At 45.6% G+C, this 15,055-nt stretch carries 19 protein-coding genes and 1 pseudogene; 4 read left to right on the top strand and 16 right to left on the bottom strand.

The features are described from left to right. Nucleotides 1-7 precede the first annotated feature (7 nt). From D7M11_RS12690 to D7M11_RS12615, 15 genes and pseudogenes are all read right to left on the bottom strand, one after another. Nucleotides 8-1,105, bottom strand: a complete 1,098-nt coding sequence (locus D7M11_RS12690) for a Fe(3+) ABC transporter substrate-binding protein (RefSeq protein WP_120747603.1) — start codon at nt 1,103-1,105, stop codon at nt 8-10. Nucleotides 1,106-1,507: 402 nt separating this feature from the next. Then, a complete protein-coding gene (locus D7M11_RS12685) occupies nt 1,508-2,908 on the bottom strand; it encodes a HAMP domain-containing sensor histidine kinase (protein WP_240041084.1) in 1,401 nt (466 codons plus the stop codon). Nucleotides 2,909-2,928: 20 nt separating this feature from the next. Next, entirely contained in the window at nt 2,929-3,606 is a 678-nt protein-coding gene (locus D7M11_RS12680; protein WP_120747601.1) for a response regulator transcription factor, read from the bottom strand. Nucleotides 3,607-3,919: 313 nt separating this feature from the next. After that, on the bottom strand, nt 3,920-4,321 hold the full coding sequence (locus D7M11_RS12675) for an Imm7 family immunity protein (protein WP_120747600.1): 402 nt from the start codon (nt 4,319-4,321) through the stop codon (nt 3,920-3,922). Nucleotides 4,322-4,415: 94 nt separating this feature from the next. Beyond that, nucleotides 4,416-4,604 carry a hypothetical protein gene (locus D7M11_RS12670; RefSeq protein ID WP_240041083.1) on the bottom strand — a complete coding sequence of 63 codons (189 nt, stop codon included), beginning with the start codon at nt 4,602-4,604 and terminating at the stop codon, nt 4,416-4,418. Nucleotides 4,605-5,334: 730 nt separating this feature from the next. Then, entirely contained in the window at nt 5,335-5,829 is a 495-nt protein-coding gene (locus tag D7M11_RS12660; protein WP_120747597.1) for a hypothetical protein, read from the bottom strand. A gap of 185 nt (nt 5,830-6,014) precedes the next feature. Beyond that, the gene (locus D7M11_RS38045; protein WP_120747596.1) at nt 6,015-6,203 is read right to left on the bottom strand and encodes a GNAT family N-acetyltransferase; all 189 of its coding nucleotides are present in this window, start codon (nt 6,201-6,203) and stop codon (nt 6,015-6,017) included. 168 nt (nt 6,204-6,371) lie between these two features. Next, nucleotides 6,372-7,519 (bottom strand): annotated as a pseudogene (locus D7M11_RS12650) (IS256 family transposase). A gap of 85 nt (nt 7,520-7,604) precedes the next feature. After that, nucleotides 7,605-7,982 carry a hypothetical protein gene (locus tag D7M11_RS12645; RefSeq protein WP_120747594.1) on the bottom strand — a complete coding sequence of 126 codons (378 nt, stop codon included), beginning with the start codon at nt 7,980-7,982 and terminating at the stop codon, nt 7,605-7,607. Nucleotides 7,983-8,372: 390 nt separating this feature from the next. Beyond that, a complete protein-coding gene (locus tag D7M11_RS12640; protein WP_120747593.1) occupies nt 8,373-8,726 on the bottom strand; it encodes a VOC family protein in 354 nt (117 codons plus the stop codon). 246 nt (nt 8,727-8,972) lie between these two features. Next, nucleotides 8,973-9,449, bottom strand: coding sequence for a VOC family protein (locus D7M11_RS12635; RefSeq protein WP_120747592.1), 477 nt, complete (start codon nt 9,447-9,449; stop codon nt 8,973-8,975). Between the two features lie 56 nt (nt 9,450-9,505). After that, nucleotides 9,506-10,012 carry an SRPBCC family protein gene (locus D7M11_RS12630; protein ID WP_120747590.1) on the bottom strand — a complete coding sequence of 169 codons (507 nt, stop codon included), beginning with the start codon at nt 10,010-10,012 and terminating at the stop codon, nt 9,506-9,508. Beyond that, nucleotides 10,009-10,362 carry an ArsR/SmtB family transcription factor gene (locus D7M11_RS12625; RefSeq protein ID WP_120747589.1) on the bottom strand — a complete coding sequence of 118 codons (354 nt, stop codon included), beginning with the start codon at nt 10,360-10,362 and terminating at the stop codon, nt 10,009-10,011. The genes D7M11_RS12630 and D7M11_RS12625 overlap by 4 nt, the downstream gene beginning before the upstream one ends. Before the next feature lie 400 nt (nt 10,363-10,762). Next, the gene (locus D7M11_RS12620) at nt 10,763-10,855 is read right to left on the bottom strand and encodes a zinc ribbon domain-containing protein (protein WP_240041101.1); all 93 of its coding nucleotides are present in this window, start codon (nt 10,853-10,855) and stop codon (nt 10,763-10,765) included. A 175-nt stretch (nt 10,856-11,030) separates the two neighbouring features. Beyond that, a complete protein-coding gene (locus tag D7M11_RS12615; RefSeq protein WP_120747587.1) occupies nt 11,031-11,228 on the bottom strand; it encodes a hypothetical protein in 198 nt (65 codons plus the stop codon). Here D7M11_RS12615 and D7M11_RS36375 point away from each other — a divergent pair. Then, the gene (locus D7M11_RS36375; protein ID WP_158606572.1) at nt 11,222-11,377 is read left to right on the top strand and encodes a hypothetical protein; all 156 of its coding nucleotides are present in this window, start codon (nt 11,222-11,224) and stop codon (nt 11,375-11,377) included. The two genes, D7M11_RS12615 and D7M11_RS36375, sit on opposite strands and share 7 nt — an antisense overlap. 90 nt (nt 11,378-11,467) lie before the next feature. Here the strand turns inward: D7M11_RS36375 and D7M11_RS12610 are convergent, their stop codons facing one another. Beyond that, nucleotides 11,468-12,169: a DUF421 domain-containing protein gene (locus tag D7M11_RS12610; RefSeq protein WP_240041082.1), complete on the bottom strand. Its 702-nt coding sequence runs from the start codon at nt 12,167-12,169 to the stop codon at nt 11,468-11,470. 303 nt (nt 12,170-12,472) lie between these two features. Here D7M11_RS12610 and D7M11_RS37090 point away from each other — a divergent pair, with 303 nt between their 5' ends. From D7M11_RS37090 to D7M11_RS37330, 3 genes are all read left to right on the top strand, one after another. Further along, nucleotides 12,473-12,868, top strand: a complete 396-nt coding sequence (locus D7M11_RS37090; protein WP_205127049.1) for a hypothetical protein — start codon at nt 12,473-12,475, stop codon at nt 12,866-12,868. A 319-nt stretch (nt 12,869-13,187) separates the two neighbouring features. Further along, nucleotides 13,188-14,003 carry a helix-turn-helix domain-containing protein gene (locus D7M11_RS12600; protein ID WP_120747585.1) on the top strand — a complete coding sequence of 272 codons (816 nt, stop codon included), beginning with the start codon at nt 13,188-13,190 and terminating at the stop codon, nt 14,001-14,003. A gap of 131 nt (nt 14,004-14,134) precedes the next feature. Continuing rightward, complete coding sequence (locus D7M11_RS37330; protein ID WP_240041081.1) at nt 14,135-14,878, top strand: MmcQ/YjbR family DNA-binding protein; 744 nt, start codon at nt 14,135-14,137, stop codon at nt 14,876-14,878. The last annotated feature ends 177 nt before the right edge of the window (nt 14,879-15,055 follow it).

Below are 15,055 nucleotides of genomic sequence, written 5' to 3'. Positions count from 1 at the left end.
TTCCAGCCTACTTCCAGCCTACCTTGTTCAACAATTCGGTAGCTTTTTTGTTTTGATCGCCGAGCTTGCCGAAGTCGATCTGCTGCGTTTTGAACGTTCCCCACGCTTTTAGCAGCTCTGGCTTGTCTGCCGTCTCATTTACCGGGAACTCGAAACTTCCTTGGCTTAGCATCGTTTGACCTTCCTTACCGGTAATAAACTCGACGAGCTTGATTGCATTATCTTTGTTTTTGGCATGTTTGGTCAACCCGATGCCGCTGATGTTCAGATGAGTGCCGGTCGTGCTTTGGTTCGGGAAAAACACTCCGATGTTTTGCGCGACTTTCACTTCTTCGGCGTCCTTCGAATTCAGCATTTGACCGACGTAGTACGTATTCATAATCGCGACGTCTCCGACTTTAGCCGCAATCGCCTTCGCCTGGTCCCGGTCTCCGCCTTCCGGCTTGCGGGCCAGGTTTGTCACGATGCCCTTCGCCCATTCTTCCGCCTTCACTTCGCCGTTCAACTCGATAAAGGAAGCGACCAGCGACTGGTTGTACAAGCTCGACGAGGATCGGACGAGCACCTTGCCCTTCCATTTATCGCTGGCCAAATCTTCATAAGTGGATAGCTGCTCCGGCTTGACGCGGTCTTTTGCATATACGATAACGCGGGCGCGCGTAGCTACTCCGACCCATTGATTGTCTTTATCGCGGAATTGCTTTGGAACGTTCTTGTCGATCGCTTGTGATGTCATCGGCTGCAGGACGCCGTTTTGCTTCGCATAATTGAGCACGCCGCCGTCTACGGTAACGAACAGGTCCGCCTCCGTGCTGGCTCCTTCGCGTTTCAGTCTCTCGACAAGCTCCTCCGCCGTACCTTTAACTTCATTAACTTTAATGCCCGTTTGCTTCGTAAAAGCATCATAAAGAGTGCTGTCCACATCATAGTGTCGGGCGGTAAATACGTTGACGACCTGTTCCTTGCCTTTGGCGGCATTGTCCGCCTGTTTGCCTGCATTCGGGTCGGCCGCACTGCCCGTCTGGGCTCCGCCACAGCCGGCTATCACGATCATCGCCATCGTCGTCAGCAGCGCAAGGCCGCCGGTAAGTTTGTTCTTTCTCATCGTTATTACCCCTATTCTTATATTTGTTTTCGTATAAATGATTGTTTAAAAACTGCTACCAGACTTTCGTTATGAAGAGAATGATAGTTAGCATGTTCGTTGACGATAATATTCATTCTCAATGAAGAAACAAAAAAATGGCGACCTGCAATTTTCGTAACCGAATGCTTCCTGGAATTTCTTTCTAACGGCCGCTGTTTTCTTGTCCTTTATCGGAGTGGTCTTCGCCTATCGGCGCTGTATGTATCATAACTTCCCTCCATCCGTTTTTTAACTCCGATTGATAATGAATATCATTACCGTTGAAACAAACAATTCACATTGTAACCGATGAAAATGAGAAAACGATGTGAAAATAAAAAAAAGTAGATAAGCTTCCATCGGAAACTTACCTACCCGCGTTTACTTGCCGTTTATTCGAGGTACCGCCGACAATAATACAGTCACTCTCGTGCCTCCATGCTCCACACTGTCGATCTTAATGGTGCCATCGTACCGCTCGACTAGCCGTTTGGCGATCGCCAGGCCCAGGCCGTGGCCGCCCTGCTCCCCGCTTCTTGCCTTGTCCACCCTGTAAAACCGGTCTAGGACGCGAGGGAGTTCGCTTGCGGGAATACCCATGCCTTGGTCCGCCACTTGAATGCACACTTGATCGCCCTGGACCGTGCCCGTCACATGGACCGCTTTCAAGTCTCGCGAATATTTGACCGAGTTGTCGATCAGAATATGCAAAATCTGCTCCAGCTGATGCTCCGGAACGCCCACCGCCACACCAGCTAGTGCGTCCGTCTCGGCATCGAACCGAAATGAAGGATGAACGACGGCGCTATTACGGACGATCTGCCAGATCGTCTCGGCCGGATCGGCAGGCGGCCAATCGTCTTCAGGCGGCGCTGCTTCCGCGCGCGACAAAGCCAGCAGCTCTTGAACTAGCCCCTTGAACCGGAACAGCTCATGAATGGAAGCGTCCAGCGATTCTTCGAGGATGGCGGGGTCGTTCTTTCCCCATCGCCTCAACATGGCCAGATGGCCTTCGATAATCGCGACCGGCGTCCTCAGCTCGTGCGATGCGTCCTCTACAAACTGCTTCTGCTGGAGAAACGAACTCTCCACCTGATCCATCATATTGTTAAACATGCTCATCAGCGTATATATTTCGTCATGATTGCCGCTGAGCGGTACCCGCTCGTGCAGCCCTTTCCGCTTAATATTGCGGATCGTATCGGACATCGACTGCAGTGGCTTCAGCACTTGACGGGCCAGCATCCAGCCCCCGAGCCCGCTTAAAACTAGGGCTCCGAGCCCGCACAGCAGCATAACGCGGGAGAAAGCCGCGATTAATTCGGCAAAGTCCTCCGTATTTCTTACAATCTCGATCGTACCGTTAAACTCAAAAATCGTTAGTGGGCTTTTCATCATGAGCAGATTATCGCTTTGCCGCCAAGTCCCTGCGATCTCGTTGTCTATTCCCCGTTCCGGCGTCTCGCCCCAGCCGCCCCCTAATCCGTTCGAGATAGACACAATAACGTTACCGCTCCCGTCGAATACGCGAATCCCTTGATTCTGTCCGTTTATTCGTTCGAGAAAGCTGCGAATCGGAGCTAAATCGGCCCCCTTGAAGGCAAATTCATTTTCCAAGAAATAGTTGAGCGCCGCTCTCATCGTCTGCTGAACGCTGGTCTTCTCCCGCTTAATCATCCAATGCTCCACATACACATACTGAACCGCGTTATAGGCCACGAAGAGCACAAACAACAACAGGGACGACCATAAGGTCAGCTTCCACTTAATCGGGAGTTGCAACCAAGAATGCGTTATTCTTCTCATCTTCGCATCACGTAGCCGGTCCCTCGAAGCGTCTGAATGTAGCTCGGCTCTCCCGGAGTATCGATTTTATTGCGCAAATAGCGGACATAGACGTCCACGACATTCGTATCGACCGCCGCTTCAAATCCCCACACCATGTCGAGCAGCGCTTCGCGCGTCAGCACCCGGCCCGAGTTTCTCAAAAATGCAACGAGCAGGTCGTATTCCCTCTTCGTCAGCTCGATCTGTTTGGTGCCTTTGCGTATCTCGCGGGAATCCAGATTGACGCTCAGCTCCTGAAACAACAGTATCGCCTTGTTGTCCTCGGCGCTGACTTCCTGCCTGCGGAAGACGACCCGGATTCGAGCCAGCAACTCCTCGATTGCAAAAGGCTTCGGAATATAGTCATCCGCTCCGCTGTCGAGTCCCGATACCCGGTCCATGACGCTATCTCGTGCCGTCAATATAATTATCGGCGTTTTCTTGACGGAGCGGATTCGCTGACATACTTCCAGACCACTCATTCCGGGCAGCATCAGATCGAGCAGGATGACGTCCCAGTCCCCTCTCAAGGCGAGCTCCAATCCCGATGGCCCATCGTAAGCAGTCGTCACCGAGAACGAAGCGTGTCGCAGCTCCAACTCAATAAACCTCGTTAAATGTCTCTCATCCTCGATCAGCAAAATGGTTTTCATTCCGCAGCTCCGCCTTTGGCACCTCATTGTAATGAGAATAGTTATCATCATCAGTCTGCTGTTATTGTATAAGAAAACGGCGGAAGCAGCAACCTTTCGTGTAAGTACGATAAGGAAGGCATCTATCAGAGCCTGCGCGGTCCGATGACGGACTGATCGGGGCTTAAGTAATATAGCCACCAGATGATTTAATTTTGAATTGTTTCGCAAATCTTCCCCGGTAGTTTAAAAAGGCAGCCGATCGTAAAATCCGGCTGCCAACATATGTCTTATTTAGCTATCGTCTTCGTTAGCTTAATCAACAAACCATAATTTAATCATTTCTATCCGGATCGTATTCATCCTCGACTACTGGAATATATGGTGACAGGAAACTGTCTGTCTCACGAGTTAATTTCCCACGAGCTAGTTTCCAGACAACAAACTTGTTATTATCTTCATCATCTTCGTCGTCATGTGTATATAATAATCCATATGAGCCTGGTAAGTTCCCAGAGACCCAGTTATATATTTCCAGAACATAGTTGGAGAAATGATTATGTAAGCCGGAGATAGTCCAGGAATCTTGCCCATTCCTCCGTCTAATATTTGATAATTCTTCAGTATCTATATCCTTCAAATAGTTAATGAACCTATTGTATGCCTGGTCTTGAAGGAATTCATTTGTATCATGTGTATGGTATCTTAATACAATCCATCCATAAAACTCGAACATTATTCCCCTCCTAACTCTTTGAACTCTCGTCTCAGATCTCAACATTATTCGAGAATTGTGAATGCACGGGAAGATTACATGGTGCATAGTTATTTTAAGGCTTAATAATTGCTTCCAAAGCTTCTGCGGCTATGGTCTTGGCTGCCTCATTACCATGTTCAGTACTTTCCACAATGGTCTGCAGCGCTTTCTTCGCGATCTCCAGCTGTTCGGTTAAACGGTCAGCAATTTGTGCGATTTCGATGGTAAAATCATCTGTTAACTCGCCATTACCTATTAACACAACCGCAGTAAATTCGAATCTATTCTTAATCTTTATACATCTCCTTCTGGTTGGGTGAACTAACGTCTCCGTTAGCTCAATAAGAAACTTTAGTTTTTTTTTCGAACACGAATATGCCCCAATAAAATAGCAAATACAATAAAGCAGTGATTATATAAAAAGTCCATATGGCGCCTTGTTTCATCTCGCTTATCAGATGTTCAAATTCATTCATTCCTTTTTGTCGCCCAACACTGTTAAACACTCCAACTATCGGGATAGTTATGGTAATGACAATCACTGCGATAGATAAACTGACTATTTTCTTTCGATACACATTCCAAATAGCTGTCCCTAATGTGGTTGATAAAAACAAGTAAAAAATTGCCCAAACCCAATTAGGTAATGTCTCCCAATACATTTTCACTAATCCCCCAATAACTTAATAAGGTTACCGATCTTGCCGGCAGTCTCGTCCCGGCAAATTGATGGAACTAACGTCTTCGTTAGCGTAAAGGATGAATTCTTTCAAACTACGCTGTATCGTATACTTGAACAACTTCCACTGTACCAGGTCTACGCAAATTCCCCTTACATCGGGGGCAGCTATCATTAGGTAAGTTATTTAACTTAAGAATAGTATTCAGTTTTAGATAGCCTTTTCCAAAATAAGCATCGTTTTCGATTGCATAAGCATCTATGTCTAATTCACAGTCAAAGCAATGGGTACAGTAACTTAAAAGGACTGATTTTATAGTGAACGTAGCATATTAACAAACTTATCTACAAAAGTTAGATTTTCAGATTCACAAGGCAATGTACCTGTAAAAGTCCCGGATCCATCCCGATAAAAGCGGTCGAACTGGAGTCGCCATCCTTTACTCCCACGTCTAACTTGGTAAGGAAATTCAGCTTGATCGCCACTTCTTAACATGAGTTCAACCCGGACTATACTTATGTCCGAACTATTTTCTGTAACAGAAAGTATCTGATAGCTCAGTACAGGATCAGTAACCATACCTTCTTGGAACTCGTCTATTCGGGCTTGCCTCGGCTTTCCACAAGCATCGTTCGAAGCTTTAACAGCAGTAACTGCATCTTTACGTACAACGGCATTGAAGAAGCTATCTATTGCTAGTTTCGGAGTTGTAAATCCCTCAGGCTGCAATTTGCTGTTTGCATACCATACAATAATGGCCATCATTGCTGCGATGGCTACCAAGATAATAATCCTTTTTCGATACATAGAGGAGTTCTCCTTATTGCAAATATCTAAAGTAACAAATGGAACTTCACTCCCATAAGATTACATTAATCCGTTTGAAAGTCTAGCTTTTTACATTCTGGTTCGTAAATAAACAGGGAACCTGATATAACCAAAAAGTAGATGACTGGTATTACTCCATAGCAAACTTAAAAAGGTTGCAATAACTATAGTGAAAAACCTAAGCACTGATATTGGTGTATCTGCTTAAATCCCAGCCGTCGTGCTAATTTATTAGAGGCTTCATTGCTCAGAGAACATTCCCATAAGCAGGTATAGCCATTCTGGACAATATCGTTAACCACTAAATTTGCCAGATAAGTTCCCACCCTTGACGCTAAGTAAGTGTTTTCAATTCCAACCGCATGTTTATCTGATCTTCTGCTACAGGGACACCATCCACTGCTTTAACTTTTCAAACCCTTCGTGTGTGTTTTTAAACGAAAGATGTCTGTTCGTAAGGGGTCTGTCAATAATTTTGTGTAAACTCTTTTATAGGAATCTCCACGAGGGGAGATTGGCCCTCAAGGTAAGTGTTGGCCGATCCGGTCCGGAAAGAAGACAGAGAGTTGCAGAAGCATTTGTCCCCAGTTTTGGACGCGGCCCGTCCATTTGCGTGTGACATCCATTGTGACGAGATACAGCATCTTAAGCAGCGCTTCGTCGCTCGGAAAGATGCTTTTGCCTTTGGTGACCTTGCGAAGCTGGCGAGTTCGTCCCAATTGCTGCGCCATGAGCGGATGATGAGCGGATATTTTGCACCCCACGTCTCCTCGAAGCGATCCAGCTCCAAGAGCGCCATCTCCTCGGTCGCGGCCTTGTAGATGGGCTTAAGATCCGCTGTTACCTTTTTCAAATCCTTGTACGAGACATAGCGTGTGGAGTTGCGGATCTGATGGATGATGCATTTCTGGATCTCCGTCTTCGGATAGCAGGCGGAGATCGCCTGGGAGAAGCCGGTGAGGTTATCGACACAGGTGATGAGAATGTCCTGAACGCCACGGTTCTTGAGGTCGTTTAGGACGCTCAGCCAGAACTTCGCGGACTCGTTCTCGCCGATCCACATGCCCAGCACATCCTTGTTGCCGTCCAGGTCGATGCCAATGACCATATAGACTGCCTTGTTCACGATGGCGCCGTCGTGCTTTACCTTGAAGTGGATCGCATCCAGGAAAACGACGGCGTAGACGCCCTGCAGCGGCCGATTCTGCCACTCTTTGATGAGCGGAATAATCTTGTTCGTCACGTTAGAGATGAAGGTTGGAGAGACCTCCAGACCATATAGATTCTGAAGGTGGTCCTGGATCTCCCGCGTGCTGACACCCTTGGCGTAGAGCGCGATAATCTGGTCTTCGATGCCAGTCACATTGGATTGATTCTTCTTAACGACGAGTGGCTCAAACTCGCCCAGTCGGTCTCGTGGAACGGAAATTTCCTGATCGCCGTATTCGCTCGTGACCTTTTTCTTGCTCTTGCCGTTGCGGCTATTGGGCGTCGTTTTGTTCTGCACGTCATGCTTCTCGTAGCCCAGATGCGTGTCCATTTCCGCTTCCAGCATTTCCTGCAGCGTTTCAGCAAAAAGGTTCTTTAGTGCATTCTGTGCGTCCTGTGCGGTGACCAAGTTATTCTCTTTAATGAAGCTCCGAAGTTGCTCTTTCGTCCATAATCCCATGTGTGCTCCCAACCTCTCTATGTTTACATTTTAGTAGGTTTGTGAGTTTACACAAAGTATTTTACAGACTCAATAGATAATCTATCTATTCATCACTCTTCTTAATAAATTTTTCGTCGTACAAACCATTTTTAATGAGTTTTTCAATTTTTTCATTTGGAACGCTTACTGACAAGTCTCCCTCCCACGCTTCCCAATCTACAAAGACAATAAAATCATCCGTTATATCTAAGATTTCATTCCATTCATATTCGTTCAGTCTCATAGATACTTCAAACATAATCTGTTCCGTTTGCTTCCACCACCCACCGTAATAATCATCTGGGTTAGACACAGAAACTAATAGTTTTTCTTTTTCTTTTAACTTCTGGTCAGGTAGGTCATTCTGATACTTCGCAGGCTGTTCCCCTGAATTAAAACAGAACCCTGAACTTTCAAGGCATTCTTGGCGATACTTAACCAATCCTAATTGTATTAGGCTAACTAATGGGTTGTAATCATCTCTACAAAGGGCAATAAAGCATACTTTATCATCTTTAGGTTTATCAATCTCCGATACTGACTTCGGAATAAATGTATTAATTCATTAATAATTTCTTTTTTTAATTCTTCAACCATAGGACACCTCTTGTTTTTGAGAGTCTGATGCAAAATATAGCAACAACCACGCACTAATTATTACCAATATGTCGTTATTCCACCAGTCACTTACAGACTATTTTAAGGGGACGAATGTTCTGAGGTACCAACCAATTATCAAACTAATCTGCCTGTTAGCACAACGACGGCAGCCGAACATTTGGCCGGCTGCCGTCGTGTGACGATAGAGCTATTGTATCCGTTAGTGTAAACATTAATTAAAATACTGGCATATCATCAATACATTGCCGTCACAATCTTTTAAGGTGAATCCTGCATGGTCACCGTAATGGCGAAGTGGACGAAGATCCACTTTTCTCTGTCTTAGAGTATGGTAAGTATTTTCAATATCATCCGTGCCCAAAACAAAATATGCTTTCTCAGCTGGACGTGAATCCAATGATTTAAATAAGTGCATAACGTATTGTCCTTCCACGGTCAATTCTACAAATTCATTAAAATCATAATCCCCAATTGAAAATCCAAGGTTATCGCGGTACCATTGGCTAGCTGCTTCTAAGTCTTTGACATAATGCATGATTCCAAGAGTATCTTTCTTCACTAGCATTATTAACTTCACCCTATCATTTTGTTTAATTTCAATACTGAAGAAGATATATTTTTTACTTCGACACGCGCCTCGTTGGTTCCTTTTTTATCCACTAAACTGCCCAATAGCTCAATAGGCTGCCGATATAATTGGCAGCCTGATCATGAAGCTATCGTTATCCGTTAGTTTAATACCTTCTCAATGTGAATAGTTGAACTTTACTACGTAGCTTGCTGCGATTCACCCAACGGGCAAGCCCCCCGCTTATTTCTCGTAAGCTTGCTTCAATGCCCGGATATCGATTTTATCCATTTGCATCATGGCTTCCGTTACGTTTTTTGCTTTTCGGGCATCCTTGTCTGCCAGCAACTCGCTGAGGATCATGGGAACGATCTGCCACGACAAGCCGAATTTGTCCTTCAGCCATCCGCACCGGCCGGGTTCTCCTCCATCAGCCGTGAGTTTATCCCACAGCTCATCGACTTCCTCCTGTGTCTTGCAGTTCACGAAGAACGAAATAGCCTCGTTGAATTTGAAGTGTGGACCGGCGTTTAACGCCATGAACCGTTGCCCCTCCAGCTCGAAAGTTGCGGACATCAACCTCCCTTTTGGAAACGGCGCTCCATCTCCATAACGGGTGACGTTCAACGTTCTTCCATTTTTGAACACCGAGTTATAGAAATGGATGGCTTCCTCCGCGTTATCATTGAACCACAAGAAAGGTGTAATTTTGTTTTGCATGAACGTTTTCTCCCCTTAGTTATCCAAAGATTTGACCTTTTAAATTCTTTCGTTTTTTAACGATGAAGTGAACCGATGATTGAGGCGAACTTGTCGAGTGACTGATTCATGCCCATGACGGCGTATTTGGACATTTGGCCCATCGTCCAGTTGTTTTCGATTATCGTCAGTTCCGTCTTGGTATCGCTTAGTGCATTAAATTCCATGATGAATTGAACCTCTTTCGGAAAATCAGGGGGCATACCCACGTCTACCGGGTCGATCGGGTTACCCTCCGCGTCGGACAAGCTCTGCGTAAATTCAAGACGTTCCTCGGGCACAATCTTCGTATAAATACCGGTGTTGTAGTAAACTTGCCCCCCTTGCTCTAACGGCGCCTGCATACAGAATAAATACTTGCCGCCAACGCGAAAATCAATTTCGCATCGCGGTGAGGTGTAATGAGCTGGCCCCCACCAGAGTGCTATCAGCTTAGGATCCGTCCATCCTTTCCAGACCCACGCGATAGGAAGGTCTAATATTCGAGTGATCACTAGTTCTTGCGTATTCGAATTTTGGTTCATTGGGATTCCTCCGAATCGTTTGGGGTTTTAGCAGCTTTCGCAATTTCTGCTTTCATTACGGCCTCGAATGTATCCAAGCGCTGGCTCCATCGACGTCTCATGTTCCTGGACCAGTCCTCGAATTCGACCATTGTATCCGTGTTGATGCGATAAATGCGTTGCTGCGCCCTTTTTTCCACAAGGATCAATTTCGCCTCAAGTAAAATCTTCAAATGTTGGGAGATCGCTTGCGGGCTGACTTCGAATTGATCGTGGATCTGAGATGCGGGGAACTCTTCATTGTCGGCAAGCATCTCCAGGATGCGGCGACGCGTTGGATCTGCCAATGCGGAAAAAATATCGTTAGGCATACAGCTTGTTCCATTCCCCTCCTTCCTGATTACCGGTCTTGACTGTGAGCTTCGTTTTGATTTCGTAGTGTGACTTAATTTTATTTGTTGACTTCATATTAAACCATTTTATTTATAAAGTAAATGATTTAATGATTATTTTTTAGTTGAGACTTACATCTCTTTCCTTGAGCGTTCCGCACTTGTAAGACACCCCCCCAAATATTGAATATAACTGCCTGTTACTTCAATGAAGGAAAGGAGTTATTGCCGCGGTATCCTATAGTGCCTATTAAACAAACTCCCTATAGCTTAGTGACGACTCCTCATGGCTTAAGCCGTGGGCTTCTCGAATCAACGAGACTTCGTAACCTTGTCCCTCCCCGAAGGCTCCGTCCGAGCCTAATCTACCTTTGTGCGTTTACGAGACTTGCCGCTTCGCGCGCGCCAGGATGTTGATCGCCGCATTCACATCCCGATCTAACGTTGTACCGCATTGCTTACAGCAATGGATACGTAGACTGCAGCTGTCAACCTACATTAACATCTCCATGGCTCGATCTATGCAGAGGCATAGAGTATCGGCAAGAACGCGAAGGCCCTTCGATCTCGGATCGAGGGCCTTCTTATGTGGGAATGCGTGATTATAAGGACTTGCATTGGCTTAAGAAGCGAACTCCTTCCAAATGCTAGGGTACCTTGCCGGTTACGATAACGTATTTCTGACCGCCTGCGTAACGGACCGGGAACAAGCCGGCTAACTGTGCTCCTTCCTGTTCATCCGGATCTGCCTTACTCTCTACGAACCCGCCCCCGAGCCGAACTGCCTGGAGACCTGGTTTCTCCGGATGGCTCGGTCCCGCCAAGGAGGTGTCCAGTATTGTCAATGTACATTGCTGCCACCTCCAAGGAGCTGACCCGAGCGGCCGACCGGATGCTTTGGCGCATAGCGAACTCTTCGCTTCCTTACGAGCATATACGCATTCAAGGTGAACTTAGAATCGGCCGCACAACCGCCGTGAACCGTAGAGAGTAAGTCGAAGTCATATCGTTGGAACGCAATAAGAGACATTTTCTCTTTCCACCCTGGTTCAGGAAATCGGCAAATGCCCCTACGGATTGAGCTTCATTGTTCTTTGTCCACCGGTTGCTTCAGGTTATCCTTATAAAAGTCCAGGATCAATTTTCCGTTTGTGCTTATTACGGCATAAAACACGTCCGCAATCCGCTTGTCCCTCTTTTCCAGCTCCGACTCTAACCATCTTATGGATACGCCGTCATTGTCCAAATTATTATCGATCAGTTGACCGTCCATAATCAATTCGACCGGGAAGCTGGAGGACGACGGCCTTTTCATATGCATATCCATCCGGGTAACCGTCCGGAAAGGCGGTTTCTTCAGCACCGACACCTTCCCGTTATTTTCTAAAACCGCGTATTCGACTTCCCCCAGATCGAATATATCTCTTTCGCGCAAAGCTTGGATGAGCGAATCGAGTGAATATTTGACATGCTTCATGTTTTCTTCTAGTATTTTGCCTCCCTCGATCAGAACGGTCGGCGAGCCCGTTATCCACTTCCTTGCTTTTCTGCTGCGTATCGATAGGGTAGAGATGCCGAATGAGATTGCCGTAAATACAACAAGCGAGAGAAGCAAGGGACCGAAGCTTAATTTCGGATTGAAGGCGAGATTGGCGGCGATGGCCCCAAGCGTAATCCCGGTTGCGAAATCGTGAAACGTCATATTCGAAAGAAGCTGCTTGCCCAATATACGGGCAATGACGATAAGCATAAGGAATGCAGCGACCGTGCGAACGAAAACAGCCATATACTCATGCATGGGTAAGAAAGCATCTCCTTTTGCGGCAAATGCAAGCATTATCCATCTAGTATATGTACGTGTGTGCCGAACTAACCAAACAGGTCATGGCCCTTAAATTCCCATCTTCCAGGAGGACGCTTTCATATGAAGTTTAAATCATAAGAGAGTCCTGCGAATTAGCGAGCATTCGTGAGAAAACTAAATCGTACCGAGGGAGTTTTAATGCACAGCCAGTGCTTCGCCAGAAGTTTGCTTTAACACCCTTAGTTCTGTGAAAAACTGTTCTTCTTTCGTTGAATCGTAATTAAATTGGATATAATGGCTTTCAGCTATTTAAACGATGGTTTAAATACAACTGAAGCACATACATTAATTCTCAATTCTGATTTATTTAAAGAATGGATATCAATTGGAAGATCCTTTGATGTATCCCAACTTGAGAATAAGATCGATGCTCTTGTGAAAGAAGTTGAGGATTTAAAATTATCCAGTCGATACCTGGAATCGGTGGCAAAACCGCGGCAACGATTCTGTGGGATTGGTGCGAGTGCTTGGCATTGCAACGATAGGAATGGTTTTTTTCGGTACCATGATCACTCTCATGTCGCACAGAAAAAAAGAAAGGTGGGCATGGTTTACTCTAAACCGGCAAAGCTCCTCCATATAGTTGAACTAATGTCTCCCGTTGGAGTACAGCGTCGTTGATACCCCCACAATCTATGGATTAAATTGGGAATTTATTTATTACATCGTTATTTTCGAATTGAACATCCGTAATTGCTAGCATCGAATAAACTTCCAACGATTTTCTAATTCCACCATTCAAATCAATCTCAACGCGTTCAATCAAACGCTGAACGGTATATGCATAAAAAACATAAATTAAAATCAACCTTCAACATTCGGCCGACAACTCATTGGAGATCACTGACGAATGTTCGTTTTATACGATCCATGCCAGATTTTACTGTTAATATAATTTTGAGGACTGTTAAATAGCAGTTACGAAAGGAGTTGTTTCGGCATGATCATGCACACTTACAAACCACCTAGGCTATTATCGGCATTCGTGGATTATTTTTGGTACATGGAAGACCAAAATACTGCATGTCAAAATGAGCTTTCATTACCGGACGGCTCCGTTGATCTCATTATTGATTTAACTTCTGATAAAGTCCTCATGGCAACTGCGTCGAACGAGACATTGCGACTCAACAATGTATTTGTCTGCGGACCTCATTCTAGACATTTCGTAATCTGCAATTCGCTTGTAACGAGAGTGATTGGAATCCATTTCAAACCGGGTGGCGCATATCCACTTATTGGTTATCCACTCGATCAATTACATAATGTCATGCATTCGATGGATGCGTTTTGGGGGCATTTAGCCGGAAAACTACGCGAGGAACTGCTCGAATTGCCAACTCCCGAACAAATGTTTCATCTACTTAACGATCGATTGCTGCAATTGGCGGTTAAGCCACTTGATATACATCCGGGGGTTCAATATGCGATTAAGCATTTAGGCAAGAAAAGCGCACAGACGGATCACGTTCGACACATTGTTGACCAAGTTGGCATCAGTCACAGACGATTTATCGAACTGTTCCAGAGGGAAACCGGTTATACACCAAAACGTTATAGCCGCATCCGACGATTTCAAGGAGTGCTAAGGAAAATGAATGAACGACAAAAAATTACAGATTGGTCAGATATCGCATTCGATTGCGGGTATTACGATCAGTCTCACTTTATAAAGGACTTCCGCGCTTTTTCCGGATTGAACCCGACTGATTATGTAACGATTCCCGGTAGGCACTACAATCATGTTCACATATGATGGATGGGGTCAATTATTTACAATACAACTTGTGATGTTTGTTGTAACATTCATATTTGAATAAGCACAAAACAAGATCACCAGCATTTCACTGAATGCTTTTCATACTTTAACATGAGGAGGACATTAGGATGGGAAACGAGTGGACCCCAAAAAGTTATTCTTCAGTTGTTCCAACACTTCGTGCGGAGCATGCCGATCGATTGTTGGATTTTTTGCAAGCCGTTTTCGATGCGGAAGTACTTCACCGCACGACAGATGAAAAGGGGAAGGTTATGCATGCCGAGGTGCGAATCGGACATGGGATCGTCGAAATATCGGATGCAAATGAGGCTTGGCCGGCTAGTGAAACTTCTTTGCATGTTTTTGTTCGCAACACGGATGAGTGCTACAGGCGAGCATTGGAGGCGGGAGCGGTTTCTCTGTATGAACGGCGGACATGCCGTATGGAGAAAGAAACGGCGGTATTAAAGATGAATTCGGAAACAGTTGGTTTATTGCAACCTTTCAAAGAGGTGAAGGGCTTGGCTATTACGATTAACGATGTTCGCCAAATCGCACTCTCCCTACCGAAAACGGATGAAGTGGAACATTGGGACAAACCATCCTTTCGGGTCAACGGAAAAATCTATGCCGTGGTTCAAAAGGATGGTGTATCAGTTACCGTCAAAACGACAAGAGAAGAGCGTGAAGCGTTAACCACATTTGAACCGGAAATTTATAGCGTCCCTACGAATTTTCAACGGCTGCATTATATGATCGTCAATACGGAGCGCATACGGAAGGACGATTTTCGCTCCGTCCTCGTCCGCGCCTGGCGACTAGTTGCTTCTAAACACATCGTAAAAACGTATGATGAACAACGATCAAAATAGACCATGTGCTCCTATCTACTCGCGCAAAAAGAATCCACTATCCTGCCCAATCGTATTATGAGGTCACCAGATCTTTCTGGTCGACCTCATTTTTGTATGGTCGTAAGATATCGGTAGCCGGGGATCGAACGTTTCTGCCCGTGGGACTTGGATCCCGAGAGCTATACAGTTCATCCC

This window comes from Paenibacillus ginsengarvi (assembly GCF_003626695.1).
GTDB classification, from domain to species: Bacteria; Bacillota; Bacilli; order Paenibacillales; family NBRC-103111; genus Paenibacillus_AB; species Paenibacillus_AB ginsengarvi.
This window is presented reverse-complemented; position numbering and strand designations above follow the sequence as displayed.